Consider the following 16,763-nt stretch of genomic DNA (forward strand, 5'->3'; position numbering starts at 1 on the left):
ATCAGCGCGACGCTAATATTCTATTGTAGGCCCACTTAACTTTTGACGATGACATTTATTCGACAACGGGTCGACAATGGGATGATTATGAAGAAGACGCTTATTACGTTAATTATTGCTCATACTTTTACGGCGACTGCCGCTTTTGCTGCTGCGGAGACTGGAACCTGGTACGCGGGGTCTAAATTTGGCTGGTCGCACTACGGCGACTCCAGCACCGATCGGCAAGTCGATGTTGACCGTGATAACGTCGGCGGCGGTGTGTTTACCGGCTATCAGATTAACCCCTGGCTGGCGGTTGAAGGTGGATATGACTATTTAGGGAATATGGGCATCAATGGTCGCCATGGCGCAGCCGGTTCGCAAATGAAAAGTCAGGGGCTACAGCTTTCGTTGAAGGCCAGCTACAGCCTGACCAGCGACTGGGATCTATACGGCCGGGCCGGCCTGATGGGCTACCGTGCGGAATCCGATGTGAATGGAAAAAATCGATTTGATACGGGCGTGCGTCCGGTGCTGGCTTTCGGTACCGAATATGCCTTTAATGACAGATGGTCGGGGCGCCTGGAGTACCAGTGGGTCAACAATGTGGGTAACGAAAACCAAATTGGCGTGAGCAGCGATGTGAGCTCCATGATGGCCGGCATTAGCTACCGCTTTGGGCAATAAACGCATCGTACGGGAAGAGTCTCCTTTGAATAAAAGGGGCTCTTTATCTGCTAATGGTATACCTATGGTCATAATTACAGTATAGAACTGGTAGCCACAGGACCCAATAAAGTGTGATCGTGATCAACATTGATAATCGCCAATGCCTTTAAATATGATACAGGGAAAATAAATGTAATATATTAATGGTGATTTTATGGCAATTAAGGATTTTTTTAAACAGACCACACCTGGACGCCGTCGTTATGGCGTAGCGTTATTTGTCGGGGTAGTGGCAGGGATTATGTCGGCATTTGTTAAATGGGGCGCTGAAGTTCCTTTACCACCGCGTACTTTCTCCGGTGGCAGAGATGAATTTAACCCACCTTATCTTTTCTTACGCGACTATCTGGGCATTGACCCGACGCATACGGTTTATACTTTTTCCGAACACATCATCAATCCGGTGATGGTTACGCATATTATATTCTCATTGGTATTTGCCGTTGGCTATTGTGTCGTCGCGGAGGTCTTTCCGAAAGTTAAATTATGGCAGGGGGTATGGGCCGGGATTGTCGCAACTATCGCCGTACACTGGATTTCCTTTCCGTTACTGGGCCTGACCCCCTCTTTATTGAATATTCCTGCCGATGAATATGTTTCGGAACTGGTGGGGCATATTTTTTGGTTCTGGGCCATTGAGATGATTCGTCGCGATCTTCGCAACCGCATCACCCACGAACCGGACGCTGAAGTGCCTCTTGATGCGCCGTTCAGATAATTAATCCCCACAGAGCCCGCGATCTCGCGGGTTGTGTGGGGCGGGACGTAGAGATCAGGACAGAGATGAAGGCATTGTATTCAGCGCGAAGTTGAGGATCTTCTCGCCATCAAATGAGGCATAGGGCAAGCTTTCAATCACGGCAATTTCTTGTGGTAAATGCAGTGCGCTAATAAATTGTTCAACCTTATACTGGATATGCGGCGCAACCAGTACGCCATCATAGGCAGGCGCGACGCTAAAGAAATTTTCAACCCCAACGGCGCTGATTAATAAATCTAATTGCCGATCGTCAGCAATTTTTTGCATTTTGCGGGCAATAATCCCTGCCGTTTCGCCAAACAGACAGCATATTAATAGTTTTTTCACGATTTAACCCTCGGTGAGATAGCGAAGCTACACTATTCCTCCTTTACTCACGAAAATGCGCGATGTATCAATATTTGAGGTTAATTTCTGCGGATATTTTTATTATGACGGAGAGCATCACAGATGCGAAAAACGTATGCCTCTGTGATGCTGTGAATGGCAGGGATGACTCTCAGGCTACCTTTTTTTACGTGAAATCAGGAAGCGATCGCCGGCTCGCGTGAGCTTCGTTCCATTTGTACAGTACTCGATAGCAAAATTAAAAAACTCATCAGAGTCGAGCTCGAAATCCAGTTCGAGTTTAATGGCGTCGCCGGACTGCAGAAGCTGCTTTGCCTGTTCCAGATTGCTGGCTTTTACTGTTCCCATCTCTTCACCTCGTTTTAGCGCTGGTGGCGTCCGGGGGCTATCCTACAGGCTTTGTTTTACGATCGCGTGACACGGCTTATTATTTGCGCTTTCTGCCGTTCGCCAGCCGTTGCCATCGCTATGGATAAGCCGATAGCGATGGTCCGGGGTTCAATCTCAGTCGACGTTATTGAAGTAGTCCCGCGCCGCCGCCTCAACGTTCTTTGCCTCAATGCCCGTTTTCTCGGTGATTGAGGCAATAAACGGTTTGAACTTCTCCGTCATCACATGACCTCCGTCCCAATGAGCGACATAAAAACGGCACTGATAACGATAAAAGTGGAGAGTTTTGTCTCCTAACGTGTAATACATATGAATCTCCGGTTCAGTATGTCGGGTGGACAACAACAAGCGATGAGCAAAGCACGCATCAACGGATTCTATCCTCCTCCCAATTTGCGGAAATTTCCAGCATGCCGTACAAAACCATCTGGAATACGTAGGGAGAGGCATTCTCCAGCCCCGTGCTATGCAACGCCTTACGCAAAATTCAGCGCAACTTCAACGGCTTCACGCCAATCTCCGACAGGCGACTTGAAAAACTCAGATGAACTATCGATACTGTATAAAAACACAGTATTATAACGGGTGAATCTATTATGTTGTTCTATAAACCGGTTGAGTTGCGTCAGATCGTGTCGATTCCGCTGTTTAGCGACCTTGTCCCATGCGGTTTTCCCAGCCCTGCGCAGGATTATATTGAGAAGGGAATCGATCTCAATGAGCTTTGTATCAGCCATCCCGCGGCAACCTATTTTGTCATGGCGACAGGCACCTCAATGGTGGATGCCGGCATTTATGAAGGTACGCTGCTGGTGGTGGATCGCGGTCTGAAAGCGAAACATGGGGATATCATCATTGCCTCAGTCGACGGTGAATACACGGTTAAGCGTCTTTGTACGCACCCCATCATGCAGCTCTTGCCGATGAACCCGGATTTTCCGCCAATTGTGCTGCGCAACGACGGTGAAGCGCTGGAGATTTTTGGCGTCGTCACTTTCAGCATCAACAGGCTCCGCTGATGTTTGCCCTGGTCGATGTGAATTCATTTTACGCCAGCTGTGAAATAGCCTTTCGCCCTGACTTACGCGGGCATCCGGTGGTGGTGTTAAGCAATAACGATGGCTGCGTCATCGCCAGAAACCACGAGGCGAAACTGCTGGAAATTCCAATGGGCGCGCCGTATTTCAAAGTGAAATCACAGTTTGAACGTCATCAGGTAGCGGTGTTTAGCAGCAACTATGCCCTTTATGGCGATATGTCCCATCGCGTCATGACGATTCTCGAAGAACTGGCGCCCGCGGTGTATCAATATTCCATTGATGAAGCGTTCGTAAATTTGACCGGGATCCATCGTTCTGAGGAGCTTGAGGCATTTGGTCGCCACGTGCGTAGTACATTACTCCAGAGTACCGGCTTGACGGTAGGGGTCGGGATCGGGCCGACGAAAACCCTGGCCAAGCTGGCGAATTATGCGGCCAAAAGGTGGCCAAAATTCGAGGGCGTTGTCGATCTCTCATTGCCGGCCAGGCAGAGAAAACTGCTGGAGAAGGTTGCCGTCGGTGAAATCTGGGGAGTGGGGCGACGCATTGCGAAAAAGCTCAATGATATGGGGATTACGACGGCTCTTCAGCTGGCCGAGACGCCCGCTCCGCTGATCAGAAAACATTTCAGCGTTGTAATGGAGCGCACCGTGCGGGAGCTGAGAGGCGAGCCGTGTCTTGAACTGGAAGAGTATATGCCGACTAAACAGCAAATTATCTGCTCGCGTTCCTTTAGTCAGAAGGTGATTGAATACGGGGCGATGCGCGAAGCCGTCTGCAGCCATGCGGTCCGCGCCGCCGAGAAGCTGCGCGCGGAGCACCAGTACTGCCGCTATGTTTCGGTCTTTGTGAAGACCAGTCCGTTCGCCGGTCATGAAGTCTATTACAGCAAAGACGCCGGCACGAAAATCCACATCCCGACGCAGGATAGCCGGGATATCGTCGCTGCGGCGCTAAAATGCCTGGATACTATCTGGCGGGAGGGATGCCGATATCAAAAGTGCGGCGTGATGCTGGGCGATTTCTTTAGCCAGGGGGTGGCGCAGTTAGGCCTGTTTGACGACTATCAGCCGCGAGCGAATAGCGAACAGCTGATGACGGTGCTTGATTTAGTTAACCGACGTGAAAAAGGCCAGCTCTGGTTTGCCGGGCAGGGAATCGAGCGCAGCTGGGAGATGAAACGGCATATGCTGTCGCCAGCCTACACCACCCGATTCAGCGATTTGCTGCGGGTGAAACTGTAGGCTGGTATGAAAGGGAGTGGTTATCCGGAGCGGCGCTCCGGACGACAAACCGTCAAACATATCGCGCAGCGCTTATTGCAGGCCCGCCAGTTCATCGGCGGTCAGCGCTAAAGTTTGCGTTGTTCCGCTTTCGGCAGACTGCGCTGCGGCTTCCAGTACCGCCATGACGGCGAGCGCTTCTAAGGGCGATACCGGGTTGCTGATTTTGCCGGTCAGCGCATCGCGGACGTGAATATAGTACTGGCGCTGATCGCCTCGTGGCGCGCTGATTTCACTGGCGCGCAGGTTGGCATCAAACACCGCCAGGCTATCGTCATCTTCGCCCCAGCTTTCGCTGCCCGGGACCACGCCCGCCAGCAGCTGGCTCTCCTGCTGGTCAGCGCGTTGTTTGACGACGCTACCTTTATCACCATGGACGGTAAAGCGGGATACGCCGCCCGCGACCAGCATGCTGCAGTGCAGAACCACTTTGTGCTGCGGATAGTTCAGCACCACGTGCGCCCAGTCGTTGATTTCCGCGCCTTCACGCAGGGTGGCGATATTTCCCTGCACCGACTGCGGCAGGCCGAACAGCTGCAGCGTCTGGTCGATCAGATGCGGACCTAAATCAAACCACAGGCCGCTGCCCGGTACGTTCTGCTCCCGCCAGCGGACGCGTACTTCCGGGCGGAATCGGTCGAAATGGGATTCAAAATGTTTAACTTTGCCGATGAGCCCCTGTTCGATAACCTGCTTCACGCCCAGATAATCGCTGTCCCAGCGGCGGTTATGGAATACCGACAATACCCGCTGTTTCTCTTCCGCGAGGGCAATTAGTTCGCGAGCCTCCTGCATATCGAGGGTAAAGGGTTTGTCGACGACAACGTGCTTGCCGGCGTGTAAAGCCAGACGGGCAAGCGGAGCATGGGTTGCGTTAGGGGAGGCGATAACCACCAGATCGACATCCGGATGCTGGATGGCCTCTTCAGGCGATGCGATGACGGTGACGTCTGGCAGGTCACGTTTCACTTTCTCTTCATCACGCGAGGCGACAATCGCCAGATTCAGGCCGTCGACGGACTGGAGCAGCGGGGCGTGAAAAGTTTTGCCGACGAAGCCGTAGCCAATCAGGGCAATATTAATGTTCTTACCGGTAGTCATAAGCATCTCCGCGTTATTAAGCATCAGCGATATGGAGCTGTATTGAGTCGTTATCCTTCAGTTCGTCCCAGGGGCGATCGAGGAAGAGCTGATGGATGTCGGCGAGTCCGGCAACCAGCCAGGGCTCGCAGTGATTTAGTTTCATATGATCGGCCACCAGCCAATGTTCCGCGCTGGCCGCCAGCATGGCGCGCTTGACTTCAGCATCCGCCTCCTGACTGGCGCTGAGGCCGAGGTCGGCGTGGAGCGCGCAGGTGCCGAGAACAGCGATATCCGCCCGATAGCGTTCCAGCAGCGAAACCGTAGCGCTACCGGCAAACAGGCGCTGCTGCATATCCCATTTCCCTCCCAGCAAAATAAGCTGAATATCCGCACGGGTGCTGAAGTGCTGGGCAATATCTAAAGAGGGGGTGATGACCGTCATTGGACCCTGTATCTGGGTGGCGACGGCCAGCACGGTGCTCCCGGCGTCAAGAAACAGCGTGGATCCGCCGGGGATCTTCTCCGCCACCATTTTACCTAAGCGCTTCTTGGTATCCGGTAGCAGGGTGTTCCTGTTCTGCCGATTCATGGCGGAGAGATTGAGCGCGATAGCGCCGCCGTGGTTTTTCTGGGCGAGCCCCTGTTTTTCGAGGTCGCTAAGATCCCGGCGCAGCGTATCTGCAGAAACCTGCAGTCTGTCTACCAGCTCACTGATCGTGATCTGGCCTTTTTCACTAAGGATCTCAATGAGATATTTTTGCCTGGCCGTTTTATGCATCGTTTGAACCCGCAAAATGCTGCAATAACTTGCATAATACAGCATTTTGCGGAAAAAGAAATCTTCACAACGCGCGGCCGCGGGGATGAGTTAATGAAGACTTTTATACGGGATGGCTAGATCAAGGGCTGAAATCACCGTTTGAATCCACGTGACGTCGAGGCGATAAGTCGGGATTGCAGAAAAAGACAAGAGATGAATAGTCTAAAATGATACCGAGAAATAACTTGAGTTAATGAGTGTGTTTATATCAAAATTCACTATCAGCAGCGATAGCGCTGGTTTTTGCTAGCGCTTCGTCGTGAGCTGGACTTGCTGGCGACGGTCCGGTTGGCAGAAATATAATTCATATGGATGGTATGACGTTTTCTCACTATTTCCGTTTGGATTGAATGCTGAAAATATTAATCCCGGATGGGCACCTCGAAGTTAATTGGTGAGGGGAATGCCCGTCACGCCAGATAGCTATTTTACTTAAAGTTCGTTGAGTGCCCGTTCTCAGGTCAAAAAATAATGTTTATTTATATCGTGTTTTTTAAAACGACGATAGCTGTACTGTGCGTATCGTTAGCTATCTGGATAATACTTGATTTACTTTCGTCAGCAGGCTAAATCGATGTTGAATATTGTTATTAAAAATAATAACCAGTTCTTTAATTTGGGATTTCATTTTTTATTGCAAGCGCTCTTCCCGGAATACTCGTTCTCTACACAGGTCTCCGCATCGCTTAACGAACGGCTCGTGCGTGATGCAGACGTCGTCGTACTGGATTTATGTCGCGGAGAAGAGTTCGTATGTCATCCAGAGTTGTTAAATCGTAAACCGGGATTGCTGATCGGCGTGGTTGCCAGGCTAAATCATCGAGGGAGAGGCGCTTTGCCGCTCTGCTTGAAGGAGATAGTTTTTGTTGGGCGCGATGAGAAGCTCTCTCAGGTTATTGCGAAAATTAAACTTTCATGGGTTCTGACGCCTCCGTCAGCAAAAGAAAAGCTGGCGCTCCGGTGCGATAGTTGCCCGCAGAGGACGCTTTCCCCGCAGCAGAGAATCATCGCGGCGGCAATTTATCAGGGGTTAACGGTGAACACGATTGCCAGAAAGCTATCGCTTTGCAATAAAACGGTTTTTGCCCACAAGCGTCTTATTATGTCTAAATTTGATCTACGCAATGATTTAGACCTCGTACTATTGCTGCGTCATCTGGATAACGCACGCCGGGTTGCGAAAGATAATTCTTAACCTTGCAAACCGGCAAGATCGCTCTATTCTTATTTTGCTTACTAAAATGGAGGAAAAAGCAATGTGTACTAATTTGCATGACAACGCTCGTCAATACGCAGAAGAGAAAAAATGAACGGCTCCTGCTAGCCTGCCTTCCCGTCAGCCCTGCGTCTGGCGGCAGGTGATAATGCAGGCTAGACACCGTATTGCAAAGTTCATCAGCAACCCGCCGCCGGCGGGTTCTTTTTTTCAGCCCTCCCGCTTTTCGCCAGTGAATTCAGCAGCATGCCCTGATTAGCTCTTGCGTAACCGTCGCGTAAGGCTAGACTACGGAAATGTGCATGAGTTAACGGAGGTCCAGTGGACGCCATTAAGGGATCGGAACTGAACGTGCCGGATGCCGTTTTTGCATGGGTGTTCGACGGGCAGGGCGGCGTAAAGCCGTTGGTCGACAGTGACACCATTGATAAAGAGCATCCTTGTTGGCTGCATCTCAACTATACCCATGTGGATAGCGCGGAATGGCTGGCATCGACGCCGCTGCTGCCCAATAACGTGCGTGACGCGTTGGCCGGGGAGAGCACTCGTCCGCGAGTGACGAGGATTGGCGATGGGGCGTTAATCACGCTGCGCTGCATCAATGGCAGTACCGATGAGCGCCCGGACCAGCTGGTCGCGATGCGTCTTTATATGGATGAGCGCTTGATTGTCTCCACCCGGCAGCGCAAAGTCCTGGCGCTCGACGATGTACTCGGCGATTTGCGTGAGGGCAACGGTCCGGTTGACGGCGGCGGCTGGCTGGTGGAGGTCTGCGATGCGCTGACCGATCACGCCAGCGAGTTTATCGAGCAGCTTCACGACCGGATTATCGATCTGGAAGATGATTTATTGGATCAGCAGGTTCCGCCGCGCGGTTTCCTGGCGCTGTTGCGTAAACAGCTTATCGTCATGCGCCGCTATATGGCGCCGCAGCGCGATGTGTATGCCAGATTAGCCAGCGAGCGTCTGCCGTGGATGACGGACGATCATCGGCGCCGGATGCAGGACATTGCCGAACGTCTGGGGCGAGGTCTGGATGAGATTGATAGCTGCATCGCCCGCACGGCGATTATGAGCGATGAGATCGCGCAGATTATGCAGGAGTCGCTATCGCGAAGAACCTATACGATGTCGTTGATGGCCATGGTTTTTCTGCCCAGTACCTTTTTAACCGGTCTCTTTGGCGTCAACCTCGGCGGCATTCCCGGCAATAGCTGGCATATGGGTTTTGCCATTTTCTGCCTAATGTTAGTCGTTCTCATTGGGGGTGTTACATGGTGGTTGCATCGTAGTAAATGGCTGTAAAGAATCGTCTTTTGTCGCGATGATGATGGTGAAAACCCGGTAATGTTTGAGCGAAATCAATAAACCATCTACCCATTCAGGGCAATATCTCTCTCGCAGGTGAATGCAACGTCAAGCGATGGGCGTTGCGCTCCATATTGTCTTACTTCCTTTTTTGAATTACTGCATAGCACAATTGATTCGTACGACGCCGACTTTAATGAGTCGGCTTTTTTTTGCGCTCTGTTTCTCAGCTTCTACGCTTAACGGGTGTACCCGCCCACAACCGGGAGTCAATATGCGTAATAAACAGCTGAACTCAATTCCCATTCCGCCGGAACCCAACGATCCGGTACCGGTCCACGATCCCAAACCTCGCCCGCGCCCGTTACCCGACCCGCCGCCTGACGATGAGCCGATTAAATTGTCGCATCGGGAGCGGAGATCTGCGACGATACGCGCCAGCAGATTGTCCGCCCCTAAATGTAATGCGAGAAATAATTGTGACCGCTTTTTCAACTCTGAATGTTTTGCCCGCCGCCCAGCTAACTAACCTGAATGAACTGGGGTATCTTTCGATGACCCCGGTTCAGGCCGCGGCTTTGCCGGCGATTCTTGCGGGTAAAGATGTCCGCGTGCAGGCAAAAACCGGCAGCGGTAAAACGGCGGCATTCGGCCTCGGGCTACTTCAGCACGTTGACGCCTCGCTGTTCCAGACGCAGTCGCTGGTGCTGTGCCCGACCCGCGAGCTGGCGGATCAGGTCGCCGGCGAGCTGCGTCGGCTGGCGCGCTTCATGGCGAATATCAAAATTTTAACCCTCTGCGGCGGCCAGCCCTTTGGCGCCCAGCGCGATTCGCTACAGCATGCGCCGCATATTATCGTTGCTACGCCGGGGCGGTTGCTCGATCACCTGCAAAAGGGCACCGTATCGTTAGATGCCCTACAAACGCTGGTGATGGACGAAGCGGACCGCATGCTGGATATGGGCTTTAGCGATGCCATTGATGAAGTGATCCGCTTTGCGCCGGCTTCGCGCCAGACGCTGCTGTTTTCCGCTACATGGCCGGAAGCGATAGCGGCAATCAGCGGCCGCGTACAAAACAACCCGCAGACTATTGAAATTGACGCCGTTGATGCACTGCCGGCTATCGAGCAGCAGTTTTTTGAAACCTCGCAACACGGCAAAATCGCGCTGCTGCAAAAGCTGTTGAGCCAGCATCAGCCCGCCTCCTGCGTGGTGTTCTGCAACACCAAAAAAGATTGTCAGGCCGTCTGCGACTCGCTAAACGCCGCCGGGCAAAGCGCGCTATCGCTGCATGGCGACCTTGAACAGCGCGATCGCGACCAGACGCTGGTGCGCTTTGCTAACGGGAGCGCGCGCGTGCTGGTGGCGACCGATGTTGCTGCGCGCGGGTTAGATATCAAGTCGCTTGAGCTGGTGGTGAACTATGAACTGGCCTGGGATCCAGAGGTTCACGTACACCGTATTGGTCGTACCGCCCGCGCCGGTGAAAGCGGCCTGGCGATTAGCCTCTGTGCGCCGGAAGAGGCGCAGCGTGCAAATATCCTTGCCGAAATGCTGCAAATGAAGCTCAACTGGATGAGTGGGCCGACGAATAGCAGCGTTGTGCCACTGCAGGCAGAGATGGCCACGCTATGCATTGATGGCGGCAAAAAAGCGAAGATGCGCGCGGGCGATGTGCTGGGGGCGTTGACCGGTGATATCGGTCTTGAGGGCGCAGATATCGGTAAAATCGCCGTTCATCCGGCGCATGTCTACGTTGCCGTGCGTCAGGGCGTCGCGCATAAAGCGTTTAAGCAGCTACAAAACGGGAAAATTAAAGGTAAAGCCTGCCGGGTTCGTTTGCTGAAATAAGCGCGGAAAAGGCGTCTCAGGCGCGTGCCTGAGACGCAAAGACGTTATTTTACTTCCACAACGTTCAGGCGCAGCTCATCCAGCTGCGCGTCATCTTCATCCGGCTGCCAGCCGGCCGGCTGCATCGGAATCTCTTCACGATCGAACGCCAGATCGCCGCCGTCAACGACCGCAGAGCCGTGCTGAATGCCTTTAAAGTCGAACAGGTTGACGTCGCTGAGATGGGAAGGCACCACGTTCTGCATCGCGCTAAACATCGTTTCGATGCGCCCTGGATAGCGTTTGTCCCAGTCACGCAGCATGTCGGCAATGACCTGGCGCTGGAGGTTGGGCTGCGAGCCGCACAGGTTGCACGGAATAATCGGAAAACCTTTCGCCTGGGAGAAACGCTCAATATCTTTTTCCCGGCAGTAGGCCAGCGGGCGAATCACGATATGTTTACCGTCATCGCTCATCAGCTTCGGCGGCATCCCTTTCATCTTCCCGCCGTAGAACATATTCAGAAACAGAGTCTGCAGGATGTCGTCGCGGTGGTGGCCGAGGGCGATTTTGGTCGCGCCCAGCTCAGAAGCGGTGCGGTAAAGAATGCCGCGGCGCAGACGTGAGCAGAGCGAGCAGGTGGTTTTACCTTCCGGGATTTTTTCTTTAACAATGCCGTAGGTATTTTCTTCAACAATCTTGTATTCAACGCCCAACTGCTCAAGATATTCTGGCAGGATATGTTCGGGGAAGCCCGGCTGTTTTTGATCGAGGTTGACCGCCACCAGGGAGAAGGAAATTGGCGCGCTTTTCTGCAAGTTGCGCAAAATCTCCAGCATGGTGTAGCTGTCTTTACCGCCGGAGAGGCAAACCATGATGCGGTCGCCTTCTTCAATCATATTAAAATCAGCGATCGCCTCGCCGACGTTACGGCGCAGGCGCTTCTGCAATTTGTCGATATTGTATTTTTCTTTCTTTGTAACTTGCTGATTATCAAGCATTATAAACGTTCTCTGAAACGAAAAGGCATGTAAGGGGCAAAGTTAACTTCACGGTGCAAGCCCGGCGTCAGGCATTGATAGCCGATCGCCGTTCATTTCATCCATCCCTGTACTGTCGACTTTGAACACCATTTATTGCGTTTTCATGCCCCATCTGGTTAACAATGGTTAGCACCGGCTTACAGCAGCCAGCAGGCAAAAGTATGTCGCGTATGGTACGGATTCCGACGACGAATGCCAGCGCGTTTTACGGCGGCTTTCCATCTGCTAACGATAGTGCGGCGAGTTTTGGCCTCAATCCCCCCTCCGGGCAGAAAGACAAACGTCGTTTTCAGGCTCGCCAGCGTCACACGCCCGGTGATGGAGTGTATCTGGTAAAAGGGTGCGAGAATTTATTGTTCGCGATAATCAAAAAGCGTTGGCAAGGTACCTCGCTTTTTTTTAAAGCAGGGGCCTTGTTCCTGCTTTTGCCATAATCCGCCAGGATCGCGATATAATTATTTGCATCCTGATAATTACACAGCGAAGGTATTTGGCGCAGGTGAATAACAGCGGTAAAGTTTGAGTAAAAATAACCTGATGCAGACTGATTCCCTACAACGCCAGAGTAGTTAGATTTTTTCCTGATAATAATCTGAATATGTGCCTGCTCAATGGGGTTTTTCCTTGCAAAACGAAGCGCTTATCCAGCCCACATTCTTATTTCTCGGATTATGAATAAGGCAATTACAAAAATTGACAGTTGCCTGATGTTTTTATGAGATTTAAACTTTCACTGCAACTTATGGATTAACTTTGATTATGGGAATAAAAATGAAAAAAAGTACCGTTGCAGTAATGATGATAGCGACTCTTTCAGGATCAGCTTATGCCGAGTCAATGCAGCTAAGCCCAAATTTTTCTGCGGAAAGTTTTACTGTATCGACGTCTGCAGGGATGCTGAGTGGGAAATCACAGGAGAGAGTTTATGACGCGGATACGGGGCGAAAGGTCAGTCAACTTGACTGGAAAATAAAGAATGTCGCCATTGTGAAAGGTGATATCTCATGGGATGCCTACTCCTTTTTGACGCTGACCGCCCGCGGCTGGACGTCGTTGGCTTCAGGCTCAGGACATATGGATGACTATGACTGGATGAACGATAACCAGTCCGGTTGGACAGATCATTCATCTCATCCCAGCACCAATGTCAATTATGCCAATGAATACGATCTCAGCGTGCAGGGCTGGCTTTTCCAGGACGACAATTATAAAGCGGGCGTAATTGCGGGTTATCAGGAAACGCGTTTCAGCTGGACGGCTACCGGAGGTTCTTACAATTATGATAACGGTGCGACGACTGGCAATTTTCCGACCGGTGAGCGTGGGATAGGATACAGCCAGAGATTCTCCATGCCCTATATCGGTCTCGCGGGTCAATATCGTATCAATGACTTTGAGTTTAATGCCTTGTTTAAATTCAGTGATTGGGTCAGAGCTCATGATAACGACGAACACTATATGCGTGAGTTGACCTTTCGCGAGAAATCAACTAATTCGCGTTATTATGGTACATCGGTTGATGCCGGGTATTACATCACGCCTCATGCCAAGGTTTTTACTGAATTCACCTATAGTAAATATGAAGAGGGTAAGGGAGGCACTCAGATTATTGATACCTATAGCGGTGAATCAGCTTCAATTGGAGGAGATGCTGCCGGCATTGCAAATAAAAACTATACCATCACAGCCGGACTTCAATATCGATTCTAAATCATTACCGCCCGTGGATATAGCAAGCAAAACTCGCTAATCCCGGAGCGCGCGATAATCAGTATGGAGTGTCTCCCGCTCTGAGGGCACTCCATTATCCACGGCCATATCACCCAATGCTTCAGAGGATGGATTGTGGCAAGCACAAAGGGATCGCCCAGGAATTGCTAAAAACCGAAGGTAAATGCAAGGCGCTTATCCTCGTGTGCCGGCATTTCATTTATCTCCTCGTATGCTCTACCTGTGGCGCAAAATCCGCCACGAACAAAGATACGATTCACGAATGCATCAGGTAACCTTCAGGTAGGGGCGCGAAAAGATGAGTTTGTCCGGGCAAAGAGAAGGCAATTGAACCGAAAGGGAAATGGGCAGGCAATGATGATGCCTGCCGCCGGCAATTATTTAGCGCAATAGACGCGCGCTTCACGCGGAGTATAAATACCCAGGGTGACAAAACCCAGCAGGCCGTTGACAAAAGTCTGCTGCACTTCAGTACGGACTACTTTGTCGGCGCCGCCGCAGACTTTGGCAGCATCAATTTGCTTCGACTGGCCAATGCCGCTGACAAAGAAGTGGTGAGTGGTGACCTGCTGAGGTTGAACGGTGACGCCAGGATTTACCGAGAAGCTCTGCTGGGCGCAACCAGAAATAGCGGCTGCGGCGAAAACTACCATAATTAACTTTTTCATTTCATCCCTATAATTGTTGTAAAACATACCCATGTTCGGGCAAAGGTTTTATACAGCAAAATGAAAAAGACACAACGTACTAATTTTTATAGTACCAGGTAAATGATTCCCCTATCTGCGATGCTGCGGGTACGGCCCAGTGCTCAGATTGCGGAAAAAAAGCCCGCACAGCGGCGGGCAGAGTAGGTTTACCGCACGACCAGCACCGAACATTCCGCATGGCGGACAACGGCGGCGGCGTTAGAGCCCAGCAGATAGGTGGTGATATCGGGACGGTGCGAAGAGATAATCACCAGATCCGCGGGGAGAGACTTCGCCATAGCAAGGATTTTATCTTTTGGCGAGCCTTCCGAAACGTGAAAATGGATACGGTCTTCGGGAATAGTAAACTTTTTCACAATCTCTTTCAGCCGCGATTCCGATTCGGCTTTGAGGTCATCCATCGCCGGCAGCTCTGCGGTGTAAGCCATTCCCAGCGAAGCGTAATAGGGAAGGGAGGGAATGACGGTCAGGAAATGCACCTCGGCATCATCGATTCTGGCTTCAGCTTCAACATGCTTGATAACGCGATCGGTTAATTCTGTATCGGAAATATCGATGGGCACAAGAATCATTCTGTTCATAAAACCTCCTGTTTAAGTAACCACTTAAAGTGTAGGCCATCCAGTTGATTATTGTACATTGAGCGCAATCACACTTTCGCCATCAGGCACGGCGGCGTTCAGTAAATTTTCCTTTGATCACGCCGTCGTAAAAACGGCCTTTAGAAACCACCTGGAGAAAGTCGCGGAAAATGCGCGGCGGGACGCCGAGATACTGTAGGATTTTGTTATCGCGAAAACGAATTTCAAGAATACCGGAGGACTCATCGTAGGCGATGGAATGGATGCGGGATGATTTCACGGGATGATGGTGCATGGCGGGCGTCCTCTACGGCTACGGCGGTTCCTGGTAGCAATATAACATTCATCGGTCGATTATTTTAAAGCAATTGATATATTGTTTTGCTTTGAATGCAGTCGATGGCCGGGAGGGGAAGAGAAAGCCCGCCGTTGCCAGCGGGCCCGCTGATTAGAACTGGTAAACCAGGCCTAAAGCAACCACGTCATCGGTAGAGATGCCGTTGTTGGAATAGAAGCTATCGTCTTCGTCCAGCAGGTTGATTTTGTAATCAACGTAGGTGGACATATTACGGTTGAAGTAATAAGTCGCACCAATGTCAGCATATTTAACCAGATCTTTGTCGCCATCGGTTTTGCTCAAATCTTTACCTTTAGACATCAGGAAAGAGACCGCCGGACGCAGACCAAAGTCGAACTGATACTGCGCAGTCACTTCAAAGTTCTGGGTTTTATTGGCGACGCCGTTGCCGTTACCGTATGGCGTCATGTTGCGGGTTTCGGAATACATGGTCGCCAGGTAAATATTGTTGGCATCATATTTCAGGCCGGTAGTCCATGCTTCCGCTTTATCGCCCTGTGCGGTAGTTCGGGTCATCTGATCGTTGGTACGGTCAGAAGAGGTGTAGGCGGCGGCAGCGCTGATACCCATACCGAAATCATAAGAAGTTGACAGACCAAAACCGTCGCCGTTGGCGTTACGTACGCTGCGATCGCCGTTGTTGGTGCCTTCGCCGCTGCCGGCGTTTTCATTTTTACCCTGATACTGCAGGGCGAAGTTCAGGCCGTTAACCAGACCGAAGAAGTCATTGTTACGGTAGGTCGCTACGCCGTTAGCGCGGCCGGTCATAAAGTTATCGGCCTGGGTGTAGGAGTCGCCGCCGAACTCTGGCAGCATATCGGTCCAGCCTTCTACGTCGTACAGAACGCCGTAGTTACGGCCATAGTCGAATGAACCGTAGTTAGCGAATTTCAGACCCGCAAACGCCAGACGGGTCCAGGACTGGTTGTCGGCGCCTTCGGTGTTGTTCGCCTGAACGTTATATTCCCACTGACCGTAGCCGGTCAGCTGATCGTTAATCTGAGTTTCGCCTTTGAAGCCAAGACGGACGTAGGATTGATCGCCATCTTTAGATGAATCATCGGAGAAATAATGCAGACCATCCACCTTGCCATAGAGGTCCAGTTTATTTCCGTCTTTATTATAAATCTCAGCAGCGTGAGCAGCGCCAGCAGCTAACAATGCCGGGATAACGAGGGCCAGTACTTTTCTTTTCATTTAGACAATCCTTTAACGGTTTTTGTTTTAGCTTCCTCCTGGGAAGTGAACTCATGCTAAATGAGCAAATTAAGATATGGTAAATATCAATTGTTACGATATGAGTAAAATCTAAAATAAATAATTCAATTGAAATGGTGATAATTATAATGAATGATTTTGTGAAATACATACAAAATAAAAATTATACACGGTGATTTTAATATCGTATTATCCGCCCGTTATATGCCTTTTATTGTCATCTAAGAATTTATGTTGCCCTCCGTTCCTGAGAATGGTTTTTATTGAGCGGTAAAATGACAAGCCCGAATGAATATTCGGGCTTTTTTTATGGGTGGCTAAAAAAACGTCA

At 51.0% G+C, this 16,763-nt stretch carries 19 protein-coding genes and 1 pseudogene; 10 read left to right on the plus strand and 10 right to left on the minus strand.

Going from position 1 to position 16,763, the window contains the following annotated elements:
- Positions 1-87 precede the first annotated feature (87 nt).
- Together ABLU88_RS01640 and ABLU88_RS01645 are read left to right on the plus strand one after the other, a co-directional pair.
- Positions 88-669, plus strand: a complete 582-nt coding sequence (locus ABLU88_RS01640) for an outer membrane beta-barrel protein (RefSeq protein ID WP_049071981.1) — start codon at positions 88-90, stop codon at positions 667-669.
- Between the two features lie 196 nt (positions 670-865).
- Complete coding sequence (locus tag ABLU88_RS01645; protein ID WP_348836121.1) at positions 866-1,429, plus strand: DUF1440 domain-containing protein; 564 nt, start codon at positions 866-868, stop codon at positions 1,427-1,429.
- A 54-nt stretch (positions 1,430-1,483) separates the two neighbouring features.
- Here the strand turns inward: ABLU88_RS01645 and ABLU88_RS01650 are convergent, their stop codons facing one another.
- From ABLU88_RS01650 to ABLU88_RS01660, 3 genes are all read right to left on the minus strand, one after another.
- Positions 1,484-1,798: a PTS cellobiose transporter subunit IIB gene (locus ABLU88_RS01650; RefSeq protein ID WP_004850294.1), complete on the minus strand. Its 315-nt coding sequence runs from the start codon at positions 1,796-1,798 to the stop codon at positions 1,484-1,486.
- Positions 1,799-1,975: 177 nt separating this feature from the next.
- A complete protein-coding gene (locus ABLU88_RS01655; protein WP_004850297.1) occupies positions 1,976-2,167 on the minus strand; it encodes a hypothetical protein in 192 nt (63 codons plus the stop codon).
- A 156-nt stretch (positions 2,168-2,323) separates the two neighbouring features.
- Positions 2,324-2,518, minus strand: a complete 195-nt coding sequence (locus ABLU88_RS01660) for a hypothetical protein (RefSeq protein WP_014229113.1) — start codon at positions 2,516-2,518, stop codon at positions 2,324-2,326.
- A gap of 287 nt (positions 2,519-2,805) precedes the next feature.
- On the opposite strand from ABLU88_RS01660, the gene umuD reads away from it, so the two are divergent.
- Complete coding sequence (umuD, locus tag ABLU88_RS01665) at positions 2,806-3,228, plus strand: translesion error-prone DNA polymerase V autoproteolytic subunit (RefSeq protein ID WP_004850301.1); 423 nt, start codon at positions 2,806-2,808, stop codon at positions 3,226-3,228.
- Positions 3,228-4,493 carry a translesion error-prone DNA polymerase V subunit UmuC gene (umuC, locus tag ABLU88_RS01670; RefSeq protein ID WP_025107982.1) on the plus strand — a complete coding sequence of 422 codons (1,266 nt, stop codon included), beginning with the start codon at positions 3,228-3,230 and terminating at the stop codon, positions 4,491-4,493. The genes umuD and umuC overlap by 1 nt, the downstream gene beginning before the upstream one ends.
- Before the next feature lie 72 nt (positions 4,494-4,565).
- On the opposite strand, the gene ABLU88_RS01675 is transcribed toward umuC, so the two are convergent.
- Positions 4,566-5,657, minus strand: a complete 1,092-nt coding sequence (locus ABLU88_RS01675; RefSeq protein WP_348836122.1) for an oxidoreductase — start codon at positions 5,655-5,657, stop codon at positions 4,566-4,568.
- On the minus strand, positions 5,650-6,393 hold the full coding sequence (locus ABLU88_RS01680) for a DeoR/GlpR family DNA-binding transcription regulator (protein WP_025107980.1): 744 nt from the start codon (positions 6,391-6,393) through the stop codon (positions 5,650-5,652). The genes ABLU88_RS01675 and ABLU88_RS01680 overlap by 8 nt, the downstream gene beginning before the upstream one ends.
- A gap of 616 nt (positions 6,394-7,009) precedes the next feature.
- On the opposite strand from ABLU88_RS01680, the gene ABLU88_RS01685 reads away from it, so the two are divergent.
- The 4 genes and pseudogenes from ABLU88_RS01685 to dbpA all read left to right on the plus strand — a co-directional run bounded on the left by ABLU88_RS01685 (position 7,010) and on the right by dbpA (position 10,812).
- Positions 7,010-7,630 carry a LuxR C-terminal-related transcriptional regulator gene (locus tag ABLU88_RS01685; protein WP_064377864.1) on the plus strand — a complete coding sequence of 207 codons (621 nt, stop codon included), beginning with the start codon at positions 7,010-7,012 and terminating at the stop codon, positions 7,628-7,630.
- Positions 7,631-7,972: 342 nt separating this feature from the next.
- Complete coding sequence (zntB, locus tag ABLU88_RS01690; RefSeq protein WP_004850311.1) at positions 7,973-8,956, plus strand: zinc transporter ZntB; 984 nt, start codon at positions 7,973-7,975, stop codon at positions 8,954-8,956.
- Between the two features lie 277 nt (positions 8,957-9,233).
- A pseudogene (locus ABLU88_RS01695) lies at positions 9,234-9,398 on the plus strand (hypothetical protein); the annotation flags it as partial.
- A 40-nt stretch (positions 9,399-9,438) separates the two neighbouring features.
- Positions 9,439-10,812 carry an ATP-dependent RNA helicase DbpA gene (gene dbpA, locus ABLU88_RS01700; protein ID WP_014229118.1) on the plus strand — a complete coding sequence of 458 codons (1,374 nt, stop codon included), beginning with the start codon at positions 9,439-9,441 and terminating at the stop codon, positions 10,810-10,812.
- Positions 10,813-10,856: 44 nt separating this feature from the next.
- Here dbpA and ttcA read toward each other — a convergent pair whose 3' ends face one another.
- Complete coding sequence (ttcA, locus tag ABLU88_RS01705; RefSeq protein WP_025107977.1) at positions 10,857-11,792, minus strand: tRNA 2-thiocytidine(32) synthetase TtcA; 936 nt, start codon at positions 11,790-11,792, stop codon at positions 10,857-10,859.
- Positions 11,793-11,995: 203 nt separating this feature from the next.
- Between ttcA and ABLU88_RS01710 the strand changes: the two genes are divergently transcribed.
- The gene (locus ABLU88_RS01710; protein ID WP_032749348.1) at positions 11,996-12,268 is read left to right on the plus strand and encodes a hypothetical protein; all 273 of its coding nucleotides are present in this window, start codon (positions 11,996-11,998) and stop codon (positions 12,266-12,268) included.
- Positions 12,269-12,605: 337 nt separating this feature from the next.
- Complete coding sequence (locus tag ABLU88_RS01715) at positions 12,606-13,544, plus strand: omptin family outer membrane protease (protein WP_025107976.1); 939 nt, start codon at positions 12,606-12,608, stop codon at positions 13,542-13,544.
- Positions 13,545-13,942: 398 nt separating this feature from the next.
- On the opposite strand, the gene ABLU88_RS01720 is transcribed toward ABLU88_RS01715, so the two are convergent.
- The 4 genes from ABLU88_RS01720 to ompC form a co-directional block, all read right to left on the minus strand.
- Positions 13,943-14,233: a Bor family protein gene (locus ABLU88_RS01720; protein ID WP_014229121.1), complete on the minus strand. Its 291-nt coding sequence runs from the start codon at positions 14,231-14,233 to the stop codon at positions 13,943-13,945.
- Positions 14,234-14,421: 188 nt separating this feature from the next.
- The gene (gene uspF, locus ABLU88_RS01725; RefSeq protein WP_025107975.1) at positions 14,422-14,856 is read right to left on the minus strand and encodes a universal stress protein UspF; all 435 of its coding nucleotides are present in this window, start codon (positions 14,854-14,856) and stop codon (positions 14,422-14,424) included.
- An 82-nt stretch (positions 14,857-14,938) separates the two neighbouring features.
- A complete protein-coding gene (locus ABLU88_RS01730) occupies positions 14,939-15,151 on the minus strand; it encodes a KTSC domain-containing protein (RefSeq protein ID WP_064358488.1) in 213 nt (70 codons plus the stop codon).
- 153 nt (positions 15,152-15,304) lie between these two features.
- Positions 15,305-16,411 (minus strand): porin OmpC, encoded by a 1,107-nt coding sequence (gene ompC, locus ABLU88_RS01735; protein ID WP_004850328.1) that lies wholly within the window; start codon positions 16,409-16,411, stop codon positions 15,305-15,307.
- Positions 16,412-16,763 lie beyond the last annotated feature (352 nt).

The sequence above is a fragment of the Klebsiella sp. GW_Kp182 genome (assembly GCF_040062275.1).
Classification (GTDB): Bacteria; Pseudomonadota; Gammaproteobacteria; order Enterobacterales; family Enterobacteriaceae; genus Klebsiella; species Klebsiella michiganensis.